This is a genomic window from Brucella sp. IR073 (assembly GCF_049065735.1).
In the GTDB taxonomy this organism is placed as follows: domain Bacteria; phylum Pseudomonadota; class Alphaproteobacteria; order Rhizobiales; family Rhizobiaceae; genus Paramesorhizobium.
Map to the genome: position 1 here is coordinate 91,375 of NZ_JBAKHD010000004.1, position 24,312 is coordinate 115,686.

Below are 24,312 nucleotides of genomic sequence, written 5' to 3' on the forward strand. Positions count from 1 at the left end.
TGATGCCGAAGGGTCCATGCCGCCACTGTTCTTAAAATGGGAGAAGAACGATATTTTCTGGCGCTTCGCGCAAGTGCCGGGGGCTGTCCTCCTGTTTCTCGTCGCCTTGATGGGCGCGGCCAGGGCCGATGCGTCGCTCGCCGCGCTCACATTTCGGGCGGCGGGCGACGAGCTGCGCACCCGCGTTGTGGTGATATTCGATCGCGAGCCGGAGGTTTCGACTCTTCTTCTTGCCCATCCGCATCGGCTGGTGATCGACCTGCCGAGGGCGACGTTCGGCTTCGACAAGAAATCGCTCGAGCCGCGCGGGCTCATAACCCATGTGCGCTACGGCCTTGTCGGCGACAACAGGTCGAGAATGATTCTCACCCTCCGCGGGCCTTTCAAGCTGGAAGGCGTGCGCGTCGTCAAAAACGAGAACACGCCGGGCTACCGTCTGATGGCAGATATCGTCGCCACGTCGGACCGGGAGTTTGCCGCCGCGCTCGATGCGCAGAAGCCGAGCCCCGGCACGGCGCGCGCAGAGCGCAAGGGCGACCGCGTCGGCGCGAATCCCGAGCCTTCGCCGCCCCATGTCTTCACCGTCATGATCGATCCCGGCCATGGCGGCATCGACGCCGGCGCCGAAAGCCTGCATGGCGTCAAGGAAAAGGACGTGACGCTCGCCTTCGCGCGCGAGTTTCGCGATGTTCTGACGAAGAGCGGCGATATGCGGGTGCTGATGACGCGCGAGGACGACACCTTCCTGCGTTTGGCCGAGCGGGTGCGCATCGCCCGCCAGCATGAGGCGGATCTCTTCATTTCCATCCATGCCGACACGATCAACCAGCACGATATTAGGGGCGCGACGGTCTACACCCTCTCCGACAAGGCATCCGACGCCATGGCGCGCGCCATGGCGGAGCGCGAAAATAAGTCGGACGCCGCCGCGGGGCTTACCCATGAGGAGCCGCCGGAGGTGTCCGATATCCTCGCCGACCTCACGCGCCGCGAAACCCATGCCTTCTCATTGAGTTTTGCGGGCAAGGTTGTGAATGCCCTCCAGGATCAGACGAGCCTTATCAACAATCCGCACCGTTTCGCCGGTTTTCAGGTGCTGCGCGCGCCGGATGTACCGTCCGTGCTGGTGGAAATCGGCTATCTCTCCAACGCCGAGGATGAAAAGCTGATGACCGACCCGGCCTGGCGCGCGCGTGTCGCGGCCGGGCTCGCCGAAGCGGTCAAGGCATTCGCCGCGTTGAAGAGCAGGCAGGCGGTGACCAAGAGCGGGGAGTGAGGTTCCCCTGCAACAGGTTTCGGCATTTCGCATGGCGAATCTGCAGTGTACGTGGTTAAGTTCTGAATTACGGCAACACGTCCTTGTCTTTGTCGCATTTGACGGCCAGTACCCTTTAGCTTGCGTATGAGGCGTTTTCGTAAGGTAAGCTGCGCCCCTGGCGATCACAGATAATCTGAGGGCAGGAATCCGGATACATATGATAAGACTCATCGGATATTTCTTCGGGATCGGCGCGGTGGCCTTCCTTCTGGTCGCAGGCGGCGTCGCCCTCTATGTCGGCAATGTAAGCAAGGACCTGCCGAACTATGAGGTGCTCGCGCAATATGAGCCCCCGGTGACGACCCGCATCCATGCCGCGGACGGTAGCCTGATGGCCGAGTTTGCGCGCGAACGGCGTCTTTTCCTGCCCATCCAGGTGATTCCGGACCGCGTCAAGGCGGCGTTTATTTCGGCCGAGGACAAGAATTTCTACCAGCATCCCGGCGTGGACGTCGGCGGCATCGCCCGTGCGGTGGTGGCCAATATCAAGAATTTCGGCTCCGGCCGCCGTCCGGTCGGCGCCTCGACCATCACGCAGCAGGTGGCGAAGAACTTCCTGCTGACCTCGAAGCAGACCTATGACCGCAAGATCAAGGAGGCGATCCTGGCGCTGCGCATCGAGCAGGCCTATTCCAAGGACCGCATTCTCGAGCTCTACCTCAACGAGATTTTCTTCGGTCTCGGCTCCTATGGTGTCGCGGGCGCGGCGCTCACCTATTTCGACAAATCGGTCAACGACCTCACCATCGCCGAGGCGGCCTATCTCGCGGCCCTGCCGAAGGGGCCGGCGAATTATCATCCCTTTCGCCAGGCCGAGCGCGCCATCGAGCGCCGCAACTGGGTGATCGACCGCATGGTCGAGAATGGCTATGTCACGCCGGAGGAGGGGACCGCGGCCAAGGCCGAGCCTCTCGGCGTCAAGCCGCGCGCCAATGGCAACAATCTCTTTGCGTCCGAATATTTCACCGAGGAAGTGCGCCGCCAGATCATCAACAAATATGGCGTGAACGCGCTCTATGAGGGCGGCCTGTCGGTGCGCACAACGCTCGACCCGAAAACCCAGGTGATGGCGCGCGCCGCGCTTCATAGGGCACTCATCAAATATGACGAGGGCAGGGGCTATCGCGGCCCGTACAAGCACATCGACATGGGCTCCGACTGGGGCGTGCCGCTGGGCCAGATCGAAGCGTTCGCCGACGTGCCGGAATGGCAGCTCGCCGTCGTTCTCGACGTGAGCAAGGAAGGCGCCGAAATCGGCCTGCAGCCGCCGCGCGACATTTCCGGCGCGCGCACTAAGGACCGCAAGACCGGCTTCATTCCCGCCGCTGACATGAAATGGGCCTATCGCCGCATCGTCGATGGAGAGCGTACCTCGGTAAAGTCGCCCGAGGGCGTGCTGAAGCCGGGCGATGTCGTGTTCGTCGAGAAGAAGGAAGGCAGCGAGAACGATTATATGCTGCGCCAGCCGCCGAAGATCCAGGGCGCGATGGTGGCGATGGACCCGCATACGGGCCGCGTGCTCGCGCTGATCGGCGGTTTCTCCTATTCCGAGTCCGAGTTCAACCGCGCCACCCAGGCGATGCGCCAGCCCGGCTCGTCCTTCAAGCCTTTCGTCTACGCCGCTGCGCTCGACAATGGCTATACGCCGGCCTCCGTGGTCCTGGACGCGCCGATCGAGGTGGACCAGGGCGGTGAGCTCGGCATCTGGGCCCCCAAGAACTACTCGGGCAAGTTCGCCGGCCCCTCGACGCTGCGCTACGGCATCGAGCAGTCACGCAACCTGATGACCGTGCGGCTCGCCAAGGACATGGGCATGAATCTCGTCGCCGAATATGCCGAGCGCTTCGGCATTTATGACAAGATGCTGCCGGTGCTTGCCATGTCGCTGGGCGCGGGCGAGACGACAGTGCTGCGCATGGTGACGGCCTATTCGATCATCGCCAATGGCGGGCGCAGCATCATGCCCTCCATGATCGACCGCATTCAGGACCGCTACGGCAAGACGATCTTCAAGCACGACCAGCGCAAATGCGACGGCTGCACCGCCACGGCCTGGGTCAACCAGCCGGAGCCGGAACTGATCGACGAGCGCGACCAGGTGCTCGATCCGATGACGGCTTATCAGATCACCTCCATGATGGAAGGCGTGATTCAGCGCGGTACCGCAACGGTCCTGAAAAGCCTCGACCGTCCGCTGGCGGGCAAGACCGGCACCACCAATGACGAAAAGGACGCCTGGTTCGTCGGCTTCACGCCCGACCTCGTCGTCGGCGTCTATCTGGGCTACGATACGCCGACGCCGCTCGGCCATGGCGCCACCGGCAGCGGCCTTGCCGCGCCCGTCTTCAAGGATTTCATGGAGCAGGCGCTTGCCGGCAAGCCGAAGGTGGATTTCCGCGTGCCCGAGGGCATGAAGCTCATCGCCATTAACCGCCGCAACGGCATGGAAGTCGAGCCCGGCGCCACCGGCCCTGACATCATCATGGAAGCGTTCAAGCCGGGCACCGGCCCTGCCAATGTCTATTCCGTCATCGGCATGGACAGTTTCCAGGAAGGCACGCCCGTTGTGCCGCAATCGCCGCAGGCCAACCGCGCGATTACGTCAGGCTCGGGCGGGCTTTACTGAGTTGACGGTATGAGTTCTTCCTTTCTTGGCTTTCCCGGCCGCCTCGCAAATGGCGGTCTACCGCGCGCGGTCATATTCGGCGCCGGTCACGGCAGCACATATCCGGGAAAGGACAGCGGCGGCCATGCCTTGGCCCCGGACGCCATCCGCGCGGCAAGCCAGGACGACGCTCCGCTCATCGAGCACTGGGACTTCGATCTGGGCGGACCACTGTTCGACGGCAAGCCGGTCGCCTGCGTCGACGTCGGCGATCTTCCCACCGTCATGCATGACAATACCGGCAACCGCGCCCGCATCGAGGCGAAGACGCGGGAGATTCTCGCATTGCCGGCGGTGCCCATTCTGCTGGGCGGCGACGATTCCGTGGTTATCCCGTTTCTCGGTGGTTTTGCGGATCACGGGCCGATCTGGATTTTGCAAATCGACGCCCATATCGACTGGCGCGACGAGATATATGGTGAACGCCATGGCTATTCGAGCCCGATGCGACGGGCAAGCGAGATGCCGCATGTCGCAGGCATGGTGCAAGTGGGCTTGCGCAGCGTCGGGAGCGCACGGCTTGGCGAAATCGAGGCCGCACAGCATTACGGTAGCCGCTTTGTCACCGCCCGGGAGGTTCACGCTTACGGCACCGAAGCCGCTCTCCGGCACATTCCGGAAGGTGCGCGCGTTGTCGTCACGCTCGACAGCGACGGCCTCGATCCGGGCATCATGCCGGGCGTGGCGGCGCGTACGCCCGGTGGTCTCACTTACACGCAGGTGATCGATCTGATCTCGGGCGTCGGCAAGCGTTCCGTCATCGCGGGATTCGACCTTGTCGAACTATACCCGCCTGCGGACGTTGACGGTCTGTCGGCATTGACCGCCGCGCGTCTGCTTGTCAATGCGGTGGGCGCCATCGTCCGCCAGGGTGAAACCCGGCACCCAGCCTGATTGCGGCCTTTACACGCGGCGGCGCTGTCACTATGTTCCGCCGCGATTTCAATCCGCTAATAAACAACAAGGAACGGAAACGCTAATGCGAGCCGAAATCGAATCTTTGGTCGACGAAATCCAGCAGGGCGTAGGCCTGCTGAGGAGGCATCTTTGACTGGGATCAGTCACTGAAAAGGCTGGAATATCTCAATCACAAAGCCGAAGATCCGACGCTGTGGAACGATGCGCAGGAAGCTCAGAAGCTGATGCGCGAGCGTCAGCAGCTCGAGGACGCAATAAACGAAATCCGCCGCCTGAGCCAGTCGCTTGAGGATAGTATCGAACTCATCGCCATGGGCGAGGAAGAGGGCGACAAGGCGATCGTCGCGGAGGCGGAAGAAACCATCCGCCAGCTGAAGCGCGACATCGACACGCGCCAGATCGAGACGCTGCTTTCCGGCGAGGCTGACGGCAACGACACCTATCTCGAAGTTCACTCCGGTGCCGGAGGCACGGAGAGTCAGGACTGGGCCTCGATGCTCCTGCGCATGTATACGCGCTGGGCCGAGCGCAGCGGCAGGAAAGTGGAAGTGCTCGAAGTGCATGACGGTGAAGAGGCCGGAATCAAGTCCGCCACGATCCTCGTCAAGGGCCACAATGGCTATGGTATGCTCAAGACCGAGTCGGGCGTGCACCGGCTGGTGCGCATCTCGCCATACGATTCGAACGCGCGGCGGCACACCTCCTTTGCCAGCGTCTGGGTCTATCCTGTTGTTGATGACTCGATTAATATCGACATCAACGAAAGCGACTGCCGCATTGACACCTATCGCTCGTCGGGCGCGGGTGGCCAGCACGTCAACACGACCGACTCCGCGGTGCGCATCACGCACATACCGACCGGCATCGTCGTCGCCTGCCAGCAGGAGCGCTCGCAGCACAAGAACCGCGCCAAGGCGTGGGAAATGTTGCGCGCCCGTCTCTACGAGGCGGAACTGAAGAAGCGCGAGGAAGCGGCGAATGCCGAGGCGGCCTCGAAGACCGATATCGGCTGGGGCCACCAGATCCGCTCCTACGTATTGCAGCCCTACCAGCTGGTGAAGGATCTGCGCACCGGCGTGGAAAGCACCAGTCCGCAGGACGTGCTCGACGGTGCGCTCGACCCCTTCATGGAAGCCGCCCTGGCGCATCGCATCCACGGCGGCAGCGAGCCGGTCGAGGATATTGCGTAAAAATCAAAGCCCGGCGAAAGCCGGGCTTTTCAGTTGAGGGGTTTGATCTTTTCGATCAGTTGCACGCCCGGCAATCCTTTGAAGTGAGCATCGCACGTAATGAGATCGGCCCCGTAGACACGGGCCGTAGCAAATATAATGGCATCAGCCGTTGCCAATCCGTGTGTTCGGCAAGCCTCGGCTGCTGCTAATGCTATTTCAGTGTCGAGCGGCGCAATAAGGCGCACTTGCGTGGAGGCGATGATTGCGTCCGCTTTATCGTCGCCAAGCGCTCGTACGGCCCATTTTGTTAGTTCCAATTGGACAATCGTTGGAACGAGCCATTCCGCTCGTTCTGGAAGATGCTGGGCAATTATCTTTCCAGTAGGAGAGTCAATTAGCCACTCGATCCACGCCGACGTGTCGACGAGCCGCATCAGTAGCGATCCGAGCGGTCGCGATAGTCGGTCGGCGAAGCGCCTTTCGCGAGACCTGCAAGCTCCTCATCCGTTGGGACCGGCATTAGGAGAACGCCCGCTCCCTTGGGAATAAACGCAAAGATCTGACCCGCCTCCCAATGCTGAGCGTCACGGATCGCCTTGGGAATGGATATCTGGAATTTTGAGGAAAGGGTCGCCGTCTTGCTCATGGCCGTACTCAATCGATATCGATAGAGTGAATGTAAGAAAATACCATCGCCGGGTCAAGCGTTCCGCCTACAGCAGCTGCTCGATCTGCCGTCCGGTCTTCAGAAAATTCGCCGGATTGATGGCCGTGCCGTTGCGGCGGATTTCGTAATGGAGATGGGTGCCGGTCGAGCGTCCGGTATTGCCGGCCTCGCCGATGGCTTCGCCGAACGCCACCCGCTGGTTTTCACGCACCAGAACGCGGCTCAAATGCGCATAGCGGCTGGAAAATCCGTTGCCGTGATCGATCTCCACCATATTGCCGTACCCGCCGTTACGCCGCGCCTTGGTGACGATGCCGGCGGCGGTGGCCTTCACCTGCTGCCCGCTCTGCGCGCGAAAGTCGATGCCGGCGTGGAAGGCTGGCGTTCCGATGAGGGGATCGCGCCGGACGCCGAAGAGGCTCGTCACCGGCATGCCGGGCGCGGGATTGGCGAGAGGGAGGGTGCGTACGGTCTTCTTCAGCCGGTCGAGCCGATCGAGCGCGGTGTCGAGGTCCTGTAGCTGAAGGTCGAAGTTTTCGACGCTTTCCGCCGGGGATTCGAGGGCGATGAGCGGGCCGCCCATGCCGTTTTTCTCATCCTGATCGTCGATCTTCAGCCCGGCGGCGTTGAGCGTCCCGGTGATATTATCGGCGGTCTCGAAGGCGCTCTCGGTCAGGTTGCGCACCTTGTGGATCTGTTCCGTTTCGATCTGCTGGAGCGAGCGGTTGATGGTCCGCAGGATGCCCTCGGCCTTCTCGGTCGTCGACTCCCCCGCGAGGCCCTCCGAAGGGCGCAGCATGTCGCTCCTTCGAGGTCCTCCTTCCCTGGGAACCGGGCCGGTGATGATGGGGTCGATGCCGAGAAAGACCGCATCGGCCGGATCGTTATTCTCGGGCAAAAGCTGCGTATGCTGTTCCGGCGGCATTTCGGGCTTTTCCGGCAAGGCGACATCGCTTGCCCGTTTGAGAAGCGGAGCGAGCCTGCCGTCGCGGCTGCTCAAGGTCTTCTGTCGCTCGATGAGTTCGGCGACCTTCTCCTCCATCATTCTCTGGTCGAGCAATTGCCGGCTGGTGACCCTGTCCACCTGCACGCGAAGCGCCGATATCCGGTCCTCATAGAGCTGCTGCATCCGTGCCTGGCGGGCAATGCTGGCGCCGATGAGATCGTCCCGCATGACGAGGTAAAAGGTCGCCAGCAGATAGCCAATGGCGATGAGCGCACAGACAGAGCCGCCCGTAAGCCACATCCACGGGCGGATGGAGAAATGGCTGATGCTCTGTCCGCGCGCGATGATGATCGTGTGCGGCTCTTTTCGCTTTCCGAAAATGGGGAGGCGCTGATCGGTCACGGGCTCGGCCCTGCTTTTTTTCAATGAGAAGGTACGAGCCCATTACACTTCATTATGGTTAATGAAGGCTTAGTTCACGCCCGAAGCGAGGGCTTCCGCCGCCTTCAGCACCTCTGCCGCGTGGCCGGGCACCTTCACCTTGCGCCACACATGGGTGATCATACCATCCGGGCCGATCAGGAAAGTGGTGCGCTCGACACCCATATATTTGCGCCCATACATGCTCTTTTCCACCCAGACGCCATAGGCCTGCAGCACGCTCTTATCCTCGTCGGAGACGAGCTCGACCGCCAGCTCGTGCTTGGTCTTGAACTTGTCGTGCTTCTTCACGCTATCCGGCGACATGCCGATGACGCGCACGCCAATCCTGTCGAAATCGCCTTTGAGGCGGGAAAATTCTATGGCCTCCTGTGTGCAGCCGCTGGTATCGTCCTTGGGATAAAAATAAAGGACGACCGGCTCGCCCCGGAGCCCGGAAAGGGTGACGGTCTCGCCGCCATCGCGAGGGAGGGAAAAATCGGGCGCGATGTCGCCAATGTCAGGGGCAGCCATATCAATGCCTTTCTTTGTGTGGATGTGCTGGGACAGATGGATTCGGCGCTTTAGCGCCGGCGGCCTATCTTCCAGAGAAGAGCAATATATGATCCTTGCGGGAATCGTCCATGGGCATTCCTGGGCGAGGGTGACTCTAACCATCAGCGTGGGAATTTGACTGCGAAGCCAGAAAAAATCCGCTTTCGAAGGCGTGAGATAAAGGATCTGCATCTTTATCCCTCGGCCTGCGAGCAGGGGGCGCCGCCGGTGCCCGGCGCCCGCAGGCGCCGTTCGCTCGTCTGGCTCGCTTTCCGCGCTGTGCTTTCGGTGCTGATTCTTCTCGGTGTCGTCGCAGTGGCGGGCTTCTTTCTGCTGCGATCTGGGGTGAGCAACGATACGCTCACGCGCGAGGCCCGCGCGGCGCTGCAATCCGTCGCGGGCAAGGATGCGGCGACGTCGCTCGCCAGCGCCAGCATTTCCATCGACCGGAAGTATCATCTCGCTCTCGAAGCCAATGACGTGGCCGTCTCCAACCCCGCCGACGGCGTTTCGGTCGAGGGCATCCGCTCGGTGCGCCTCGGGCTCGCGCCGCTTGCGCTGCTGACGGGTGAGCTGCGCATCGCGCAGGTCGAGGTGGAGGGCGCCGATATAAGAGTACCGGACAGCGGGCAGGGAGGCGGCATCCTCGCCGCCTTGCCGCGCGATTCCCACGGGCTCATTGATTTTGACGCCGTTTCGCGTGCGCTCTTCGAGGAAATCGCGCAGCGCGTGAAACTCCTCGACCAGCGCTCGACACGGTCGATCCTCATCCTGAACACCGCCGTCCATTTCCGCCTGTTGGGCGAGGAGAAAACGCTGGAAGTTGAAAAGGCCAGCCTCACGGAAAAAGACGGCGCGATCGCGCTGGACGGCACCTTCATCTGGAACGGCAAGACGATTACGCTGACGGGCGGCGTGGCGCATGACGGGCAGGGTGCGGTCACCAGGTTTCACATGAATATCAACGGCATAGCGGTGAATATCGATTCTCCTCCAGAGGTTTCGGAAGCAGTTGCCGGTGGAGCGCCCAACCCGGCTCATTTCCGTTTCCGGGGCGAGGCGGACCTTGAGCTGCGCGGCAACGCCGCCGTCAGCGGAAAGCCGATGGAACTCGACGGCCAGTTGAACATCACCGGCGGCAGCATGGATCTGGGCCGCGAGAGCGGCATTCCCGTCGCCGCTGCCTTGAATTTCCGCCAGATGGGCGGCAGTGGAACGGTCGAATTGACGCCCTCAAGCCTGGCGCTGGGCGGGCTGGACATGCAATTCAGCGGAATTATCGGCCCCGAGCCGGCGGGTGAGGCTGGCGCAGCGCAAGAGGCCGCCTATCGCTTCAAGATCGCCACCAGTTCCGCTGTTTCCGCCCCGCGCGATTCGCCCGAGCAGCCGCTGCCCTTCGCCCTGCGCATTGCGGGCCGCTATCTCAATGACCGCAGCCAGCTTGATTTCGATCAGCTGAGCATCAAGCCGGGAAGCGGCGGCGAACTCTATGGCCAGGGCCGCATGACCTTTGGCGAGGGCACGCCGGAGATGATCTTCCTGTTGCGCATTCCGGAAATGCCTGTCGCGGCGGCCAAGCAGCTCTGGCCCATCGACGTGGCGGATGGCGCGCGCCGCTGGGTGCTCGACAATCTCTATGGCGGCACGCTGATGAACAGCCAGATCGACATCGCCTTTCCCGCCGGGCGCTTCAATGGCCCCGGAAAGCCCGCGCCTTTGACCTCTGAGGAGATCAAGGCTGATTTCTCCGTCTCCGACACGCGCTTCGATGTGGTGGGCGACCTGCCGCCGGTGCGCGATGCCTCCGGCGCGGTCACTGTCCGCGGCTCGCACACCACAATCACGCTGGAGAAAGGCACCGCCTATACGCCCAGCAACCGGCAGGTGGATGTTTCCAAGGGGACGCTGGTGATTCCCTGGGGCCCGCAGCGGCCCGTTCTGGCCGATCTCGACCTCACGGTAAGCGGCGATGCGGCGGCTGTCGCCGAAATCACCGGTTACAAGCCCATCGACGCGCTGAAACACGCGCCTTTCAAGCCGGAAGACGTCACCGGCGACGTGTCCTCGCGCATTTTCGTCACCTTTCCGGTGACCCGCGATGCGCCGGACGGCAGCCTCAAATGGAATGCCGACATCGATTTCTCGAACCTGGATATTCTGAAGCCGGTCGGCGGTCAGGAGGTAACCGATGCGAAAGGCACGCTGAAGATCACGCAAACCGCCGCGCAGATCAATGCGAATGCCAAGCTCAACGGCATCCCGGCAAGCGTGGATATGGTCGAGCCCATCGAGGATTCGACCGTCAAGCGCCAGCAGATGGTGAAACTCGTGATGGACGACAAGATCAGGGCGAAGGAATTGCCCGGTCTAAGCGGCATCCTGAAGGGCCCGATGGAAGTCGACCTTTCGGCGGCGACGGGCGATGAGCGTCCTGTCAGCATCGACCTGACGAAGACGGCGATCAACATTCCCTGGATCGGCTGGAAAAAGGGCGCAGGCGTGCCCGCCAAGGCGACGATGACGCTGGTCGGCGCCGGCCTCGATGACAAGGATGTGCAGATCAAGAACCTCGTTCTCTCAGGCGATGCTTTCCGTCTGGAAGGCGATCTCTCGCTCGCCAATGGCGCCTTGCGCGCCGCGACCTTCAAGCAAATTCGCCTCAACCGCACTGACGACATGGCGGTAAAGATCAGCCGGATCGACGGCGGTTACCGCGCGGATGTGACGGGAAAATCCTTCGATGCGCGGGCACTGTTGCAGCAGATCACGTCGGGCGGAAGCGACGGGCAGGAGGATGGCGGAAGCGGCAGCAAGACGCGCCTCGTCGTGAACGCCCAGCTGGATCAGGTTACCGGCTTCAATTCCGAGACGCTGCACAATGTGGCAGTGTCCTATGAAGGCGTCGGTCCCGAGGTTTCCGGCCTGTCGATTAACGCCAAGACGGCCTCCGGCAAGGCGTTCACCGCCACCAACAATGTGCAGAACGGCGCAAAATCCGTCTCGCTGCAATCGTCGGACGCGGGCGCGGTGCTGCGTTTCTTCGACTACTACGACAAGATGCAGGGCGGCACGATCAATATCAGCCTGACGGCCCAGGGCGGCGGTCCTTTAAAGGGGCAGGTGGACGCCAGAAATTTCACCATTGTCGACGAGCCGCGCCTTTCGAAGATCGTCTCAACCCCGCCGCAGAGCGGCGGCGCCAGCCTCAGCGAGGCGGTGAAGCGGGACATCGATGTCAGCCGCGTCTATTTCGACCGTGGATATTCGCAGATCGAAAAAGGGGCGGGCTACGTCACCCTGCAGCGCGGTATCGTGCGCGGGCCGCTGATCGGGACGACGTTTCAAGGCATTCTCTACGACCGCCATGGCAATATGTCGATCACCGGCACCTTCATGCCCGCCTATGGCCTCAACCGGCTGTTCGGTGAGTTGCCGATTTTAGGCGCGCTCCTCGGCAATGGCCGCGACCGCGGCCTTATCGGCATCACCTACAAGCTCGCCGGCAATGCCAAGCAACCGCAGATCATCGTCAACCCGATTTCAGTGATGGCACCGGGGATTTTCAGGTCGATATTTGAGTTTCAGTGATGCTCTAGTGTCCCTCCCCCTTGCGGGGAGGGTGGCCCGGAGGGCCGGGTGGGGGTGGTGACGCCTGCACTTCTGCTGAAAACCTTGGCGCAAACGTCACCACCCCCATCCGCCCGCTAACGCGGGCACCTTCCCCGCAAGGGGGAAGGAGGCGCCACACTTTAAACCACCCGCACCAGAATATGCTTCTTTCGCCCCAGCGACAGCTTGATCACACCATCGGCGGTGAGCTGATCGCTTCCCACCGTCGCGCGCTCGTCCTTTACCGGCTCGTCATTGATGCGCACCGCGCCGCCCTGAATATGACGCCGGGCTTCGCCATTGGAGCCGGCGAGACCGGCGGTGACGAGCAGCGCCTGCACGCCGACGCCTGCGTGGAGCGTGTCGCGGGCGATCTCCACGGAGGGCAGGTTTTCGGAAAGCGCGCCTTCCTCGAAGGTCTTGCGCGCCGTTTCCGCCGCTTCCTCCGCGGCCTCGCGGCCGTGCAGCATCGCGGTCACTTCCGTGGCGAGGATCTTCTTCGTCTCGTTGATTTCAGAGCCGCCCAGCGCGGCAAGCCGCGCGATCTCGTCGAGGGGCAGGGTGGTGTAGAGCTTCAGGAAGCGCTCGACATCCGCATCCTCGGTGTTGCGCCAATACTGCCAGAAATCGTAAGGGGAGAGCATATCGGCATTGAGCCACACCGCGCCTGACAAAGACTTGCCCATCTTGGCGCCCGAGGCCGTAGTCAGCAGCGGCGAGGTCAGCGCATAGAACTGGGTATCCAGCATGCGGTGGCCGAGATCGACGCCATTGATGATATTGCCCCACTGATCCGAGCCGCCCATCTGCAATTTCGCGCCATAGCGCTTGTTGAGCTCCACGAAATCATAGGCCTGCAGGATCATGTAGTTGAATTCAAGGAACGACAGCGATTGCTCGCGGTCGAGTCGGAGCTTGACCGAATCGAAGGACAGCATCCGGTTGACCGAGAAATGGCGGCCGACATCGCGCAGAAATTCGAGATAATTCAGGTCGCGCAGCCAGTCGGCATTGTCGACCATGACGGCATCGGTCTTGCCCTCACCGAAGGTCAGGTATTGGCTGAAGACCTTTTTGATGCCCTGGATATTGGCGGCGATGGTGTCCACCGTCATCAGCTTGCGCGCTTCGTCCTTGAAGGACGGGTCGCCGACCATGCCGGTGCCGCCGCCCATCAGCGCGATGGGCCGGTGCCCGGTCTGCTGCATCCAGTGCAGCATCATGATCTGAATGAGCCCGCCCGCATGAAGGCTCGGCGCCGTGGGATCGAAGCCTATATACCCCGTCACGATTTCCTTCTGAAACAGCGTGTCGAGGCCGGCCTCATCAGAAATCTGATGAATGAAACCGCGCTCGGAAAGCGTGCGAAGAAAATCGGATTTGAAGCCGGACATCGTCCCTTTTTCCTGTTGTTTTAAGAGTACTGGCAGTTCTCGCCGTCATCCTCGGGCTCGTCCCGAGGATCTACAGCGTATAATCCGTCAGTACGGTAATCGCTATTCTTTTTCTCGTCGCATATCCCTAGGACGAGCCCGAGGATGACGGCTGAGAACCTACCTCAGCCGTTTCGGCTTCGATTCCACCAGTTCGCCGCTCATGCGCCGGTCGAGATAATCGGCGCAGTCGGTGATCAGCTCATCCACCTTGCCGCTGAAGAAATGGTTGGCGCCGGGAATGGTCTTCTGCGTGATGGTGATGCCCTTCTGGGTCTTGAGCTTGTCCACCAGTCCCTGCACATCCTTCGGCGGCGCCACCTTGTCCTGGTCGCCATGGATGATGAGACCGGAAGAAGGGCAGGGCGCGAGGAAGGAGAAATCATAGGTGTTGGGCTGCGGCGCGACGGAGATGAAGCCTTCGATCTCCGGACGGCGCATCAGGAGCTGCATGCCGATCCATGCGCCGAAGGAATAGCCCGCGACCCAGCAGGTCTTGGAATCCGGGTGAAGCGACTGCACCCAGTCGAGTGCGCCTGCCGCATCCGACAATTCGCCGGAGCCATGGTCGAATTCGCCCTGGCTGCGGCCGATGCCGCGGAAATTGAAGCGCAGCGTGGTGAAGCCGCGTTGCTGGAACATGTAGAACAGGTCGTACACGATCTTGTTATTCATCGTGCCGCCGAACTGAGGATGCGGGTGAAGAATGAGCGCGATTGGCGCGTTCTTTTCCTTGGACGGCTGATAGCGGCCCTCGATGCGTCCGGCTGGTCCGTTGAAAATGACTTCAGGCATGTGTACTCCACTCGTTGCCGGGGGCTGGCTGAACAAGTCTCCTATTTCGGCGCTGCTGCCTTGACGGATTGGCGCATCGCTCATAAAAGTAGACTTTAGAACTCTTCAAAACTGGACATCATCCAGCAGGAGCGGTTTAATAGGCTGTTCCGGGGCCAAATTTCAAGAAAATTGCGCTATTAGCAGCGTATAGACGCAAACAGGGAAGAAAGAGCGCGAGATATGAGCGCCAGCCGCATCTATCTTGACTACAACGCCAGCGCGCCGCTTATCGCGGAAGCGCACGATGCGGTTGTGGCTGCGCTCGATGTCGCCGGCAATCCCTCGTCCGTTCACCGGGAGGGCAGGGCCGCCCGGGCGCTGGTGGAAGCCGCCCGCCGCGATGTCGCCGCGCTCGTCAATGCCAGGCCCGACCATGTAGTCTTTACCTCGGGCGCGACCGAGGCGGCATCGACGCTGCTGACCCCGCATTACATGATGGGCCGGGCCGCCTTACGCCTTTCACGCCTTTATACCGGCGCGACGGAACATCCTTGTGTTCTCGCCGGCGGGCAGTTCGCGCCGGAGCAGGTGAGCATCGTTCCTGTCCATGCCGATGGGCTCATCGACCTCGCCGCGCTGAAGAAACTGCTGGCCGCGCATGACAAGTCCGAAGGTCTGCCGCTCGTCGCCGTGCAAGCGGCGAACAACGAGACCGGCGTGATCCAGCCGACCGCCGAAATTGCCGCCATCGTCAAGGAGGCGGGCGGCCTTCTGGTGGTGGACGCGGTGCAGGCGGCCGGGCGAATTCCGCTCGATATGACAAAGGCTTGCGGCGATTATCTGATTCTATCCTCGCACAAGATCGGCGGTCCGAAGGGCGCCGGCGCCATTGTTGCGCTGTCCGATTTGATCATGCCGCGCGCGCTCGTCCGCGGCGGCGGGCAGGAGAAGGGGCACCGTGCGGGTACCGAATCGCTTGCCCTCATCGCCGGTTTCGGCGCGGCGGCAAAGGTTGCGCGGGCGCGCCTCGACGCTGCTGGCTGGCCCGCCGATATAAGGGATATGATCGAGGCAGGCATTCGCCGGATCGCCCCTGACGCGATCATCCATGGCGCGGATGTGCCGCGGCTGCCCAACACCACCTTCTTTTCGCTTCCGGGCATGAAGGCGGAAACGGCGCAGATCGCCTTCGACCTGGCTGGCATCGCGCTTTCCGCCGGTTCCGCCTGCTCCTCGGGCAAGGTGGGGCCGAGCCATGTGCTGACCGCCATGGGATATGACGAAAACATCGGCGCGCTCCGGGTTTCGACCGGTCCAGAAGCGGATGCGAGCGTGGCCGATCGCTTCCTCGACCTCCTTGCCGCTATCGTGGAGCGGAAAAAGCAGCGGGAGGTTGCTTGAAATTCCGGCTAGGCCGGTTTTAAACGCGTGAAAACGCATTACATAGAGGCAGTAATGACTGCCTTGACGTTTCGAACTGTCGGGCCTTGACCCCGACCTGGATGGAGAACGCCAATGCCTGCCGTGCAGGAGACGATTGAGCAGGTCCGCAATATCGATGTGGACCAGTATAAGTATGGTTTCGAGACGCATATCGAAACCGACAAGGCCCCGAAGGGCCTGAACGAAGACATCATCCGCTTCATCTCCGCCAAGAAGAACGAGCCGGAATGGATGCTGGAATGGCGGCTGGAAGCCTATCGCCGCTGGCAGACCATGGAGGAGCCGACCTGGGCGCGCGTCGATTACCCGAAGATCGACTTCCAGGACCTTCATTATTACGCCGCGCCGAAGAACCAGACCGGCCCCAAATCGCTCGATGAAGTCGATCCGGAACTGCTTCGCACCTATGAGAAGCTCGGCATCCCGCTGAAGGAGCAGGAGATTCTTGCGGGCGTCCGCAAGATGGGCGAGCCCAGCCCCTCGGACGAGGAGCCTTCTGATAATGTCTATAATTCGGGCCGCGTCGCCGTCGATGCGGTGTTCGATAGCGTCTCCGTCGTCACCACCTTCAAGGCGGAGCTTGCCAAGGCGGGCGTCATCTTCTGCTCGATCTCGGAAGCCATCCGCGAGCACCCGGACCTCGTGAAGAAATATCTGGGTTCGGTGGTGCCGACCTCGGATAATTTCTACGCAACGCTCAATTCGGCTGTCTTCACGGACGGTTCCTTCGTCTATGTGCCGAAAGGCGTGCGCTGCCCGATGGAGCTCTCCACCTATTTCCGCATCAACGAGAAGAACACCGGCCAGTTCGAGCGCACGCTGATCATCGCCGACGAGGGGGCCTATGTCTCCTATCTCGAAGGCTGCACCGCGCCGCAGCGCGACGAAAACCAGCTTCACGCGGCGGTGGTGGAACTCATCGCGCTCGACGATGCGGAGATCAAATACTCCACCGTTCAGAACTGGTATCCCGGCGACAAGGACGGCAAAGGCGGCATCTACAACTTCGTCACCAAGCGCGGCGATTGCCGGGGCAAGAACTCGAAGATCTCCTGGACGCAGGTCGAGACCGGCTCCGCCATCACCTGGAAATACCCCTCCTGCATTCTGCGCGGCGACAATTCGCGCGGCGAGTTCTATTCGATCGCCGTCTCGAACGGCCATCAGCAGATCGACTCGGGCACCAAGATGATCCATCTCGGCAAGAACACGTCGAGCCGCATCATCTCCAAGGGCATCTCGGCGGGCAATTCGAACAACACCTATCGCGGTCAGGTTTCGGTCCACCGCAAGGCGGCGAATGCCCGAAACTTCACGAACTGCGACTCGCTGCTGATCGGCAATGACTGCGGCGCGCATACCGTGCCCTATATCGAGGCCAAGAACGCCAGCGCCCAGATCGAGCACGAGGCGACGACGTCAAAGATTTCCGAGGATGCGAAGTTTTATGTCATGCAGCGCGGCATTCCCGAGGAGGAAGCCATCGCGCTCATCGTCAACGGCTTCGTCAAGGAAGTCATCCAGGAACTGCCGATGGAATTCGCCGTCGAGGCCCAGAAGCTGATCAACATCAGCCTTGAGGGGAGCGTGGGGTGATGAATGCGGAGGTCGCAGAGCGGATCCTCCAACATCTCCGCGCTATCCGCGCCGACATAGCCGCCATCCGTGCGGACATGATTGTGATGCGCCAGCAAATGGCTGAACTAAATTCGGATTTGGAAAGAAAAAGAAATGCTTGAAATCAAAAACCTGCACGCCCGCATCGCCGAAGACGGCACCGAGATCATCCGCGGCCTGAACCTGACGGTGAAGGATGGCGAAGTGGCCGCGATCATGGGGCCGAACGGCTCGGGCAAGTCGACGCTCTCCTATATCCTCGCCGGTCGCGAGGACTATGAAGTGACCGAAGGCGACATTCTCTACAATGGCGAGTCGATCCTAGAGCTCGACCCGGCGGAACGCGCCGCGAAGGGCATCTTCCTCGCCTTCCAGTATCCGATGGAGATACCGGGCGTCGCCACCATGGAATTCCTGAAGGTCGCCATGAACGCGCAGCGCAAGGCGCGCGGTGAGGAAGAGCTGAAAATCCCGGAATTCATGAAGCGGGTGAGGGACGCCGCCGGCCTGCTTTCCATGGATGTGAACATGCTGAAGCGCCCGCTCAATGTCGGCTTCTCCGGCGGCGAGAAGAAGCGCGCCGAAATCCTGCAGATGAAGCTCCTGGAGCCGACACTCTGCGTGCTTGACGAGACCGATTCCGGCCTAGACATTGATGCGCTCAAGATCGTGTCCGAAGGCGTCAACGCGCTGCGCTCGCCCGACCGCTCCATCGTCGTCATCACCCACTACCAGCGCCTGCTCGACTATATCGTGCCTGACAGCGTGCATGTGCTCTACAAGGGCCGGGTCATCAAGTCGGGCGACAAGACGCTGGCGCGGCAGCTTGAAGAAAACGGCTATGCCGATGTCATCGGCGAAGCGGCTTGAGGGTGAGCGCCATGAACGTTCACGCATCACAGAACAGAACGCCGGCCGAGACGGCCTTGATCGATGCGTTCAGCGAACGCGTCGGTGAATTGCCCGGCAATGCCGATGTCGCCGTCGCGCGCGACACGGCGCTCGAAGCGCTGAAGATCAAGGGCCTGCCGTCGCGCCGCGTCGAAAGCTGGCATTATACCGATCTGCGCACGCTCTTGCGCTCCGTCGCCCCCTTCGATCCCGCTGCCGGCTCGCAAGCCATCGCGCCGCTGATTGCGGGCTCGACGGTCGCCGCCATCTCCAATGGCGCGGCGCTAACGGCTGGCGGGGCCGAAGGCGTCACGTTTGAAAAACTCTCCGAGAAGCTGGCCGACGGTACCTTCGCCCCGGCCCTCGAAACACGCGGCTCCGATGATGCAATCGGCGAGATCAACGCCGCCTATGTCACCGATGGCTGGCATGTCGATATCGCCGAGGGCGCGGAACTCGAAGCGCCGATCGAATTACAGAACCTGCAGAAGTCGGGGCAGGGCCATGTGCGGTTCCCCGTCCGCGTCGGCAAAAACGCCAAGGCGACCATCATCGAGCGCCAGTCCGGCGGCGAGGGCGAGGCTTTCTCCTCCTCTATCAGCCATCTGACCGTCGGCGATGGCGCTGAGGTGACGTGGGTTCTCCTGCGCCAGCATGGCGACAAATCCACCGATCTCGGGCAGTTCAACGCCTGGCTCGGCAAGGATGCCAAGCTCACGCTCTATATCGTCAATGCCGGCGGCAAGCTGGTGCGGCAGGAGGTGCATCTGCTCGTCAAGGGCGAGGGGTCGGATTTCCAGCTGCGCGGCATCAACCTGCTTGGCGGCGAGAGCCATACCGACGTCACCATGACGGTCGGCCATCTCGTTGAAAACACCTCCTCGACCGAGATCGTGCGCAATGTCGTCACCGGCCGCGCCCGCGGTGCCTTCCAGGGCATGATCCGCGTGGCCAAGATCGCGCAGAAGACCGACGCCCGCATGGCCTGCAACTCGCTGCTTCTTTCCGACGATGCCGAGTTCGACGCCAAGCCGGAACTGGAAATCTTCGCCGACGACGTGGCCTGCGGCCATGGCGCAACCGTGGCGCAGATCGATCCGGCCCATCTGTTCTATCTGATGGCGCGCGGCATTCCGGAAAAGACGGCGCGCGGGCTGCTGGTGAAGGCTTTCGTGGCGGAGATCATCGAAGAACTCGACGACGAGCCGCTGGTCGAGGCGCTGGAGCATATATTGGAAGAATGGCTGGCCGCGCATGGGTGATTGCACGGCCCTTACCCTCCCCCTTGCGGGGAGGGTGGCCCGAAGGGCCGGGTGGGGGTGGTGACGTTTGCGCCCTTGCAGAAGAACGTGGCGCAAACGTCACTACCCCCATCCGCCCGCTAACGCGGGCACCTTCCCCGCAAGGGGGAAGGAGGGCGGCAGTGCTGGCATTGGTTAGGTAAACATGGACCAGAAAACAAACACGGCTCCGGCCTACGACATCGCCGCCATCCGCCGCGATTTCCCCATTCTCTCGCGGGAAGTCCACGGCAAGCCGCTCGTCTATCTCGATAATGGCGCGTCGGCACAGAAGCCGCAGGCGGTCATCGACACCATCACGCACGCTTATTCCAACGAATACGCCAATGTCCATCGCGGCCTGCACTTCCTCTCCAATGCCGCGACCGACGCCTATGAGAAGGCCCGCGAAACCGTTCGCCGCTTCCTCAACGCCGGTTCCGTCGACGAAATCGTCTTCACCAAATCGGCCACCGAGGCGATCAACACGGTCGCCTATGGCTATGGCATGCCCAATATCGGTGAGGGCGATGAGATCGTCCTTTCCATCATGGAGCATCACTCCAACATAGTGCCCTGGCATTTCATCCGCGAGCGGCAGGGGGCGAAGCTCGTCTTCGTCCCTGTCGATGATGAAGGCGTGTTCCACATCGAGGAATTCGAGAAGCGGCTGACAGACCGCACTAGGCTCGTCGCCATCACCCATATGTCGAATGTGCTGGGCACGGTGACGCCGATCAAGCAGATCGTCGAGATCGCCCATGCGCGCGGCATTCCGGTGCTGGTCGATGGTAGCCAGGGCGCGGTGCATCTGCCTGTTAATGTGCGGGAACTCGGCTGCGACTGGTATGTCTTCACCGGCCACAAGGTCTATGGGCCTAGCGGAATTGGCGTTCTCTATGGCCGGGCGGAAATGCTGGAGAAGATGCGCCCGTTCCAGGGCGGCGGCGAGATGATCGCGGAGGTGACGGAAGAAAACGTCACCTACAACCACCCGCCGCACCGCTTCGAAGCGGGCACCCCGCCGATCGTGCAGGCCATCGGCCTTGGCGCGGCGCTGGAATATATGGAGCGGGTCGGGCGGCAGGCGATCTTGGCTCATGAGGAAGCCTTGCGCGATTACGCGCATGAGCAGCTCGGGAAGATCAACTCCTTGCGCATTTACGGCAATGCGCCGGACAAGGGCGCCATCATCTCCTTCAGTCTGGAAGGTATCCACGCCCATGACGTGTCGATGGTGATCGACCGGGCAGGGGTTGCCGTACGCGCTGGTACGCATTGCGCGCAGCCGCTGCTCAAACGGTTCGGCGTCACCTCGACATGCCGCGCCTCCTTCGCCATGTATAATACCAAAGCCGAAATCGACGCTCTCGCTGAGGCGCTGGAAAAGGCCAGGAAGTTTTTCGGATGACCATGATGGACAACAAGCCTGAGACGACAGAGCCCGAAACCCTCCCGGATGCGGCAGGCGCGGCGGATACGGTGTTCTCCGCCTCCGCGATCCCGCAGGATGAGCTGGCGCGGATGACCGACGACATCATCGCCGCCCTGAAGACGGTCTATGATCCTGAAATCCCCGCCGATATCTACGAGCTCGGCCTCGTCTATAAGATCGATATCGAGGACGACCGCACGGTCAAGATCGACATGACCCTGACCGCGCCCGGGTGCCCGGTCGCCGGCGAAATGCCGGGCTGGGTGCAAAACGCGGTCGGCGCCGTTGAAGGAGTGTCCCATGTCGAGGTCAACATGACCTTCGATCCGCCCTGGACCCCGGACCGCATGTCCGAGGAGGCCCAGGTCGCGGTGGGGTGGTATTAATCGGAAGGGAATAGGGGAGTAAGGGAATAGGGGAGTATGTTATTGCCAAATCGCGATAGATGAAGCTTACTCCCTTACTCCCTTACTCCCTTACTCCCTTACTCCCTTACTCCCTTACTCCCTTATATGGTGAACCGTCCGTAAACTTTTTCGCGCTACACCTCTCCACGGGGTTGTTGCGTTGCGGGCGGGTGTAATGATTATCCGGCATTTTCTGAAGTGGATGGGCGAGGCGTCCGTGGCGCAGCGCCGTGCGGCGGCTAGCGCGTTGGCCCGCACCTATCTCCAGTCCACGCTGCCAACAGGTGAGCGGCAGGCGGCGGAGGCCGCCTTGACGCTGCTCCTCGACGATCCCTCGCCAAAGGTACGCGCTGCGCTGGCCGAAGCGCTTTCCCTGAGCCATGACGCGCCGTTGCCAATCGTGCTGGCGCTTGCCAATGAGCAGGTGGAAATCTCCGGCTTTATCATCGCACGCTCGCCGCTATTGCGCGACATCGACCTGATCGATCGCGTGGCGACAGGGGACGAGCCGGCGCAGCGCCTCATCGCCATGCGCCCTGAAGTCTCCTTCGCGCTTTCGGCGGCGATAGCCGAAGTCGCAGCGCCCGCGGCCTGTGTGGATCTTCTGCGCAACAGCGCCGCTGAGATCGCGCCTTCAGCCCTCCGCCGCATGGCAGAGCGGCTGGGAAGTCACGCCGATCTCCGCGAAGTCCTGCTGGAGCGTATGGACCTGCCCGCCGACGCCCGCCATCTCCTGGCGGTGCGCATCGGCGAGGCATTGGCGGAGATGCCCCTCGTCGCCGCGACGATGGGCAAAGGCAGGGCGGAGCGAGTCGCCCATGAAGTCTGCACAAAAGTTTCGCTGGAAATCGCGGACCAATCTCCCCATGCGGATCACGCCGCATTGGTCGAGCATTTGCGGGCGAGGGGCAGTCTCACCACCGCCTTCATCATCCGCGCCGTCGCCCATGGCAGGATCGATTTTTTCGGCGCGATCCTTGTCTCCCTGTCCGGCCAGCCGGGCCACCGCGTCGGCGCGATCCTTGGCCGGGGCCGCGATGCAGCGCTTGTGGCGCTGTTCCGCAGTGCAGGGCTGGCGGAAGGAACCCACCGCCTGCTCATCGCCGCGCTTCACGCCTGGCGAAAGGTGGCAGACGGAAAGCTCATCGCCGGTCCGCGGGAAATCTCTGAGATCATGCTTTCCGCCGCCCGCGCGGACGACGAAACCCGCTTCAGCGCCGCAAACAGCGATCTGCAATCCCTCCTGCGCACCATCCATCTCGACGCCATCAGAGAAACCGCCCGCAATGAGGCCCTGGCGCTGGCGGCGGCTTAAAACAAACACTTCTTCAAAAAATGCACCGCCGTGTCGTTGCGGCGGATGGTTAGGCGCGGCAGGCCGAAGGGATCGTCTTCCGGCCTCGTCTTGCGCCGTTCCGTCGTCAGTGCGTGGGTGAACCCGGCTTCCCGCACCGCTTTGCGCAGCCGCGCATTTTCATCGCCATATGGGTAGGCGAAAGCGGTGACCGGACCGCCGAGAATATCCTGCAATGCCTCGCGCGAGCCCGCGATCTGCCGCTTCGCTTCGTCGAAGGGAGCGTCGGGAAGATGCACATGGTCGAGCGTGTGCGCGCCGACTTCATGCCCGAGCGCCGCCCATTCGCGCAATTGCGGCGCCGACATGCAAGGAGCGGGCGCGATGCCTATGGGAATGTCCCATTCGTTGCGCCTGCCGACCTGATTGGAAACGAAGAAATTCGTGGCCGTAAAGCCCAGTTCCTGCAGCACGGGCAGGGCGTTTTCATAGACATTGCGGAAGCCGTCATCGAAGGTGATGACCGCGACCTTGCCGCGTTCGCGCCCCTCGATATAGGGCAGGGCATCACGCAGCGACAAACCCTTGTAGCCCAGCCGCTTCAGCCATCGCATCTGGCTGCGGAAGCGGTCCGGATGCACGGTCATGCTGCGAAAGGGCGCTTTCCGCTTCAAGGGAATGTCGATCTGGTGATAGAGCAGGATAGGGATGTTCATGACCGCTCCCGGTTTTGCGAGAGCGATCTTATACGCATGCGGTAGATGGGGCGAAGGATTTCGCGCGAGAGCCGGTGTGCGAGGGAGCGCTTCTGCTTGATCGTGCTGCCGCCGAGATTGGCCGAGACTTCCTCCACACCGCCGGGATGAACCGACAGCGTCGTGATGCCGGTTACCCAGGTCATCTGCATCGTTGTGTCCACCGGGCGGTCGAATTGCTCGGTGAGCGCAAGCATCCGTCTTGCGGCGTCACGGCCGATCAATTGCGCCACCATGCCGAGGCCCACCGGCACCGGCTGGATGATACGCGCATTTTCCGTGCGAAACAGTTCGGCGCCACTCTCCTTGCCGGGGCGGAAGGGGAGGCGGATTAAACGGTCGGGCGCAAGAAAATCGCGCGCAGCGGCGAAGGCGGCGGGGAAATCGCCGTTCAGCGCCACATCGTCCTCCAGCACGAGGCCCCCGGCAAGCCCTTGATCCACAATCGCCTGCCAGGCCTTGCGGTGCGACAGGAAGCAGGCGATCTCGTTGACGCTGAGCCGGAAGGGATAATGCGGCTTGTGCAGATGGCGGCGATAGACGCGGTCTATCTCCGCTTGCGCCAGCGTGCGCCCGTCCACCGCGTCGATGATCTCAGCCGGCACGGGCAGTTCGTGGATGAGCGTCTCCACCTGCGCGCGGCGGTCCGTCGCGCGGGGCAGGTGGATGATGAAGGCTTTAATGGGGTCTGGCTGCATATTTTGCCATCC

Annotated in this window: 21 protein-coding genes; 13 read left to right on the forward strand and 8 right to left on the reverse strand. The window is 61.9% G+C overall.

The genetic code is table 11. From position 1 onward, the window contains the following. Positions 1 to 109: 109 nt before the first annotated feature. The 4 genes from ACOWVG_RS09805 to prfB all read left to right on the forward strand — a co-directional run bounded on the left by ACOWVG_RS09805 (position 110) and on the right by prfB (position 6,091). Positions 110 to 1,276, forward strand: coding sequence for an N-acetylmuramoyl-L-alanine amidase (locus ACOWVG_RS09805; RefSeq protein ID WP_420962402.1), 1,167 nt, complete (start codon positions 110 to 112; stop codon positions 1,274 to 1,276). A gap of 199 nt (positions 1,277 to 1,475) precedes the next feature. After that, positions 1,476 to 3,944 (forward strand): penicillin-binding protein 1A, encoded by a 2,469-nt coding sequence (locus ACOWVG_RS09810; RefSeq protein ID WP_420961807.1) that lies wholly within the window; start codon positions 1,476 to 1,478, stop codon positions 3,942 to 3,944. Positions 3,945 to 3,953: 9 nt separating this feature from the next. Continuing rightward, positions 3,954 to 4,877 (forward strand): agmatinase, encoded by a 924-nt coding sequence (locus tag ACOWVG_RS09815; RefSeq protein WP_420961809.1) that lies wholly within the window; start codon positions 3,954 to 3,956, stop codon positions 4,875 to 4,877. 85 nt (positions 4,878 to 4,962) lie between these two features. Next, positions 4,963 to 6,091 (forward strand): peptide chain release factor 2 gene (gene prfB / locus ACOWVG_RS09820; protein WP_420961810.1). Its coding sequence is split into 2 segments (ribosomal slippage): positions 4,963 to 5,031 and positions 5,033 to 6,091, totalling 1,128 coding nucleotides; the frame shifts between segments, so codons are not numbered across the junction. Between the two features lie 29 nt (positions 6,092 to 6,120). On the opposite strand, the gene ACOWVG_RS09825 is transcribed toward prfB, so the two are convergent. The 4 genes from ACOWVG_RS09825 to bcp all read right to left on the reverse strand — a co-directional run bounded on the left by ACOWVG_RS09825 (position 6,121) and on the right by bcp (position 8,640). Beyond that, positions 6,121 to 6,507: a type II toxin-antitoxin system VapC family toxin gene (locus ACOWVG_RS09825; protein ID WP_420961811.1), complete on the reverse strand. Its 387-nt coding sequence runs from the start codon at positions 6,505 to 6,507 to the stop codon at positions 6,121 to 6,123. Continuing rightward, positions 6,507 to 6,719, reverse strand: a complete 213-nt coding sequence (locus ACOWVG_RS09830; RefSeq protein ID WP_420961812.1) for an AbrB/MazE/SpoVT family DNA-binding domain-containing protein — start codon at positions 6,717 to 6,719, stop codon at positions 6,507 to 6,509. Before ACOWVG_RS09830 ends, ACOWVG_RS09825 begins: the two co-directional genes overlap by 1 nt. A gap of 67 nt (positions 6,720 to 6,786) precedes the next feature. Next, positions 6,787 to 8,088, reverse strand: coding sequence for a M23 family metallopeptidase (locus tag ACOWVG_RS09835; RefSeq protein ID WP_420961814.1), 1,302 nt, complete (start codon positions 8,086 to 8,088; stop codon positions 6,787 to 6,789). Between the two features lie 69 nt (positions 8,089 to 8,157). Continuing rightward, positions 8,158 to 8,640 (reverse strand): thioredoxin-dependent thiol peroxidase, encoded by a 483-nt coding sequence (bcp, locus tag ACOWVG_RS09840; protein ID WP_420961816.1) that lies wholly within the window; start codon positions 8,638 to 8,640, stop codon positions 8,158 to 8,160. A 207-nt stretch (positions 8,641 to 8,847) separates the two neighbouring features. On the opposite strand from bcp, the gene ACOWVG_RS09845 reads away from it, so the two are divergent. After that, positions 8,848 to 12,249: a DUF3971 domain-containing protein gene (locus ACOWVG_RS09845; protein WP_420962403.1), complete on the forward strand. Its 3,402-nt coding sequence runs from the start codon at positions 8,848 to 8,850 to the stop codon at positions 12,247 to 12,249. 161 nt (positions 12,250 to 12,410) lie between these two features. Here ACOWVG_RS09845 and tyrS read toward each other — a convergent pair whose 3' ends face one another. Together tyrS and ACOWVG_RS09855 are read right to left on the reverse strand one after the other, a co-directional pair. Continuing rightward, the gene (gene tyrS / locus ACOWVG_RS09850) at positions 12,411 to 13,664 is read right to left on the reverse strand and encodes a tyrosine--tRNA ligase (protein WP_420961817.1); all 1,254 of its coding nucleotides are present in this window, start codon (positions 13,662 to 13,664) and stop codon (positions 12,411 to 12,413) included. A 159-nt stretch (positions 13,665 to 13,823) separates the two neighbouring features. After that, on the reverse strand, positions 13,824 to 14,498 hold the full coding sequence (locus ACOWVG_RS09855; protein ID WP_420961819.1) for an alpha/beta hydrolase: 675 nt from the start codon (positions 14,496 to 14,498) through the stop codon (positions 13,824 to 13,826). Between the two features lie 222 nt (positions 14,499 to 14,720). On the opposite strand from ACOWVG_RS09855, the gene ACOWVG_RS09860 reads away from it, so the two are divergent. The 8 genes from ACOWVG_RS09860 (at position 14,721) to ACOWVG_RS09895 (ending at position 22,868) form a co-directional block, all read left to right on the forward strand. Continuing rightward, positions 14,721 to 15,881: a cysteine desulfurase family protein gene (locus tag ACOWVG_RS09860; protein ID WP_420961821.1), complete on the forward strand. Its 1,161-nt coding sequence runs from the start codon at positions 14,721 to 14,723 to the stop codon at positions 15,879 to 15,881. A 114-nt stretch (positions 15,882 to 15,995) separates the two neighbouring features. After that, positions 15,996 to 17,519 (forward strand): Fe-S cluster assembly protein SufB, encoded by a 1,524-nt coding sequence (gene sufB / locus ACOWVG_RS09865; protein WP_420961823.1) that lies wholly within the window; start codon positions 15,996 to 15,998, stop codon positions 17,517 to 17,519. Beyond that, positions 17,519 to 17,662, forward strand: coding sequence for a hypothetical protein (locus ACOWVG_RS09870; protein ID WP_420961825.1), 144 nt, complete (start codon positions 17,519 to 17,521; stop codon positions 17,660 to 17,662). The genes sufB and ACOWVG_RS09870 overlap by 1 nt, the downstream gene beginning before the upstream one ends. Then, positions 17,655 to 18,410, forward strand: coding sequence for a Fe-S cluster assembly ATPase SufC (gene sufC, locus ACOWVG_RS09875; RefSeq protein WP_420961826.1), 756 nt, complete (start codon positions 17,655 to 17,657; stop codon positions 18,408 to 18,410). The genes ACOWVG_RS09870 and sufC overlap by 8 nt, the downstream gene beginning before the upstream one ends. Positions 18,411 to 18,421: 11 nt before the next feature. After that, on the forward strand, positions 18,422 to 19,693 hold the full coding sequence (gene sufD / locus ACOWVG_RS09880) for a Fe-S cluster assembly protein SufD (RefSeq protein ID WP_420961827.1): 1,272 nt from the start codon (positions 18,422 to 18,424) through the stop codon (positions 19,691 to 19,693). Between the two features lie 184 nt (positions 19,694 to 19,877). Next, positions 19,878 to 21,122 (forward strand): cysteine desulfurase, encoded by a 1,245-nt coding sequence (locus ACOWVG_RS09885; RefSeq protein WP_420961828.1) that lies wholly within the window; start codon positions 19,878 to 19,880, stop codon positions 21,120 to 21,122. Further along, positions 21,119 to 21,532, forward strand: a complete 414-nt coding sequence (locus tag ACOWVG_RS09890) for an SUF system Fe-S cluster assembly protein (RefSeq protein WP_420961829.1) — start codon at positions 21,119 to 21,121, stop codon at positions 21,530 to 21,532. Before ACOWVG_RS09885 ends, ACOWVG_RS09890 begins: the two co-directional genes overlap by 4 nt. Before the next feature lie 196 nt (positions 21,533 to 21,728). Beyond that, positions 21,729 to 22,868 (forward strand): DUF2336 domain-containing protein, encoded by a 1,140-nt coding sequence (locus ACOWVG_RS09895; RefSeq protein WP_420961831.1) that lies wholly within the window; start codon positions 21,729 to 21,731, stop codon positions 22,866 to 22,868. Here ACOWVG_RS09895 and ACOWVG_RS09900 read toward each other — a convergent pair. Continuing rightward, a complete protein-coding gene (locus ACOWVG_RS09900) occupies positions 22,865 to 23,563 on the reverse strand; it encodes a polysaccharide deacetylase family protein (protein WP_420961832.1) in 699 nt (232 codons plus the stop codon). The genes ACOWVG_RS09895 and ACOWVG_RS09900 overlap by 4 nt on opposite strands. Next, positions 23,560 to 24,300 carry a glycosyltransferase family 25 protein gene (locus ACOWVG_RS09905; RefSeq protein WP_420961833.1) on the reverse strand — a complete coding sequence of 247 codons (741 nt, stop codon included), beginning with the start codon at positions 24,298 to 24,300 and terminating at the stop codon, positions 23,560 to 23,562. Before ACOWVG_RS09905 ends, ACOWVG_RS09900 begins: the two co-directional genes overlap by 4 nt. Between the last annotated feature and the right edge of the window lie 12 nt (positions 24,301 to 24,312).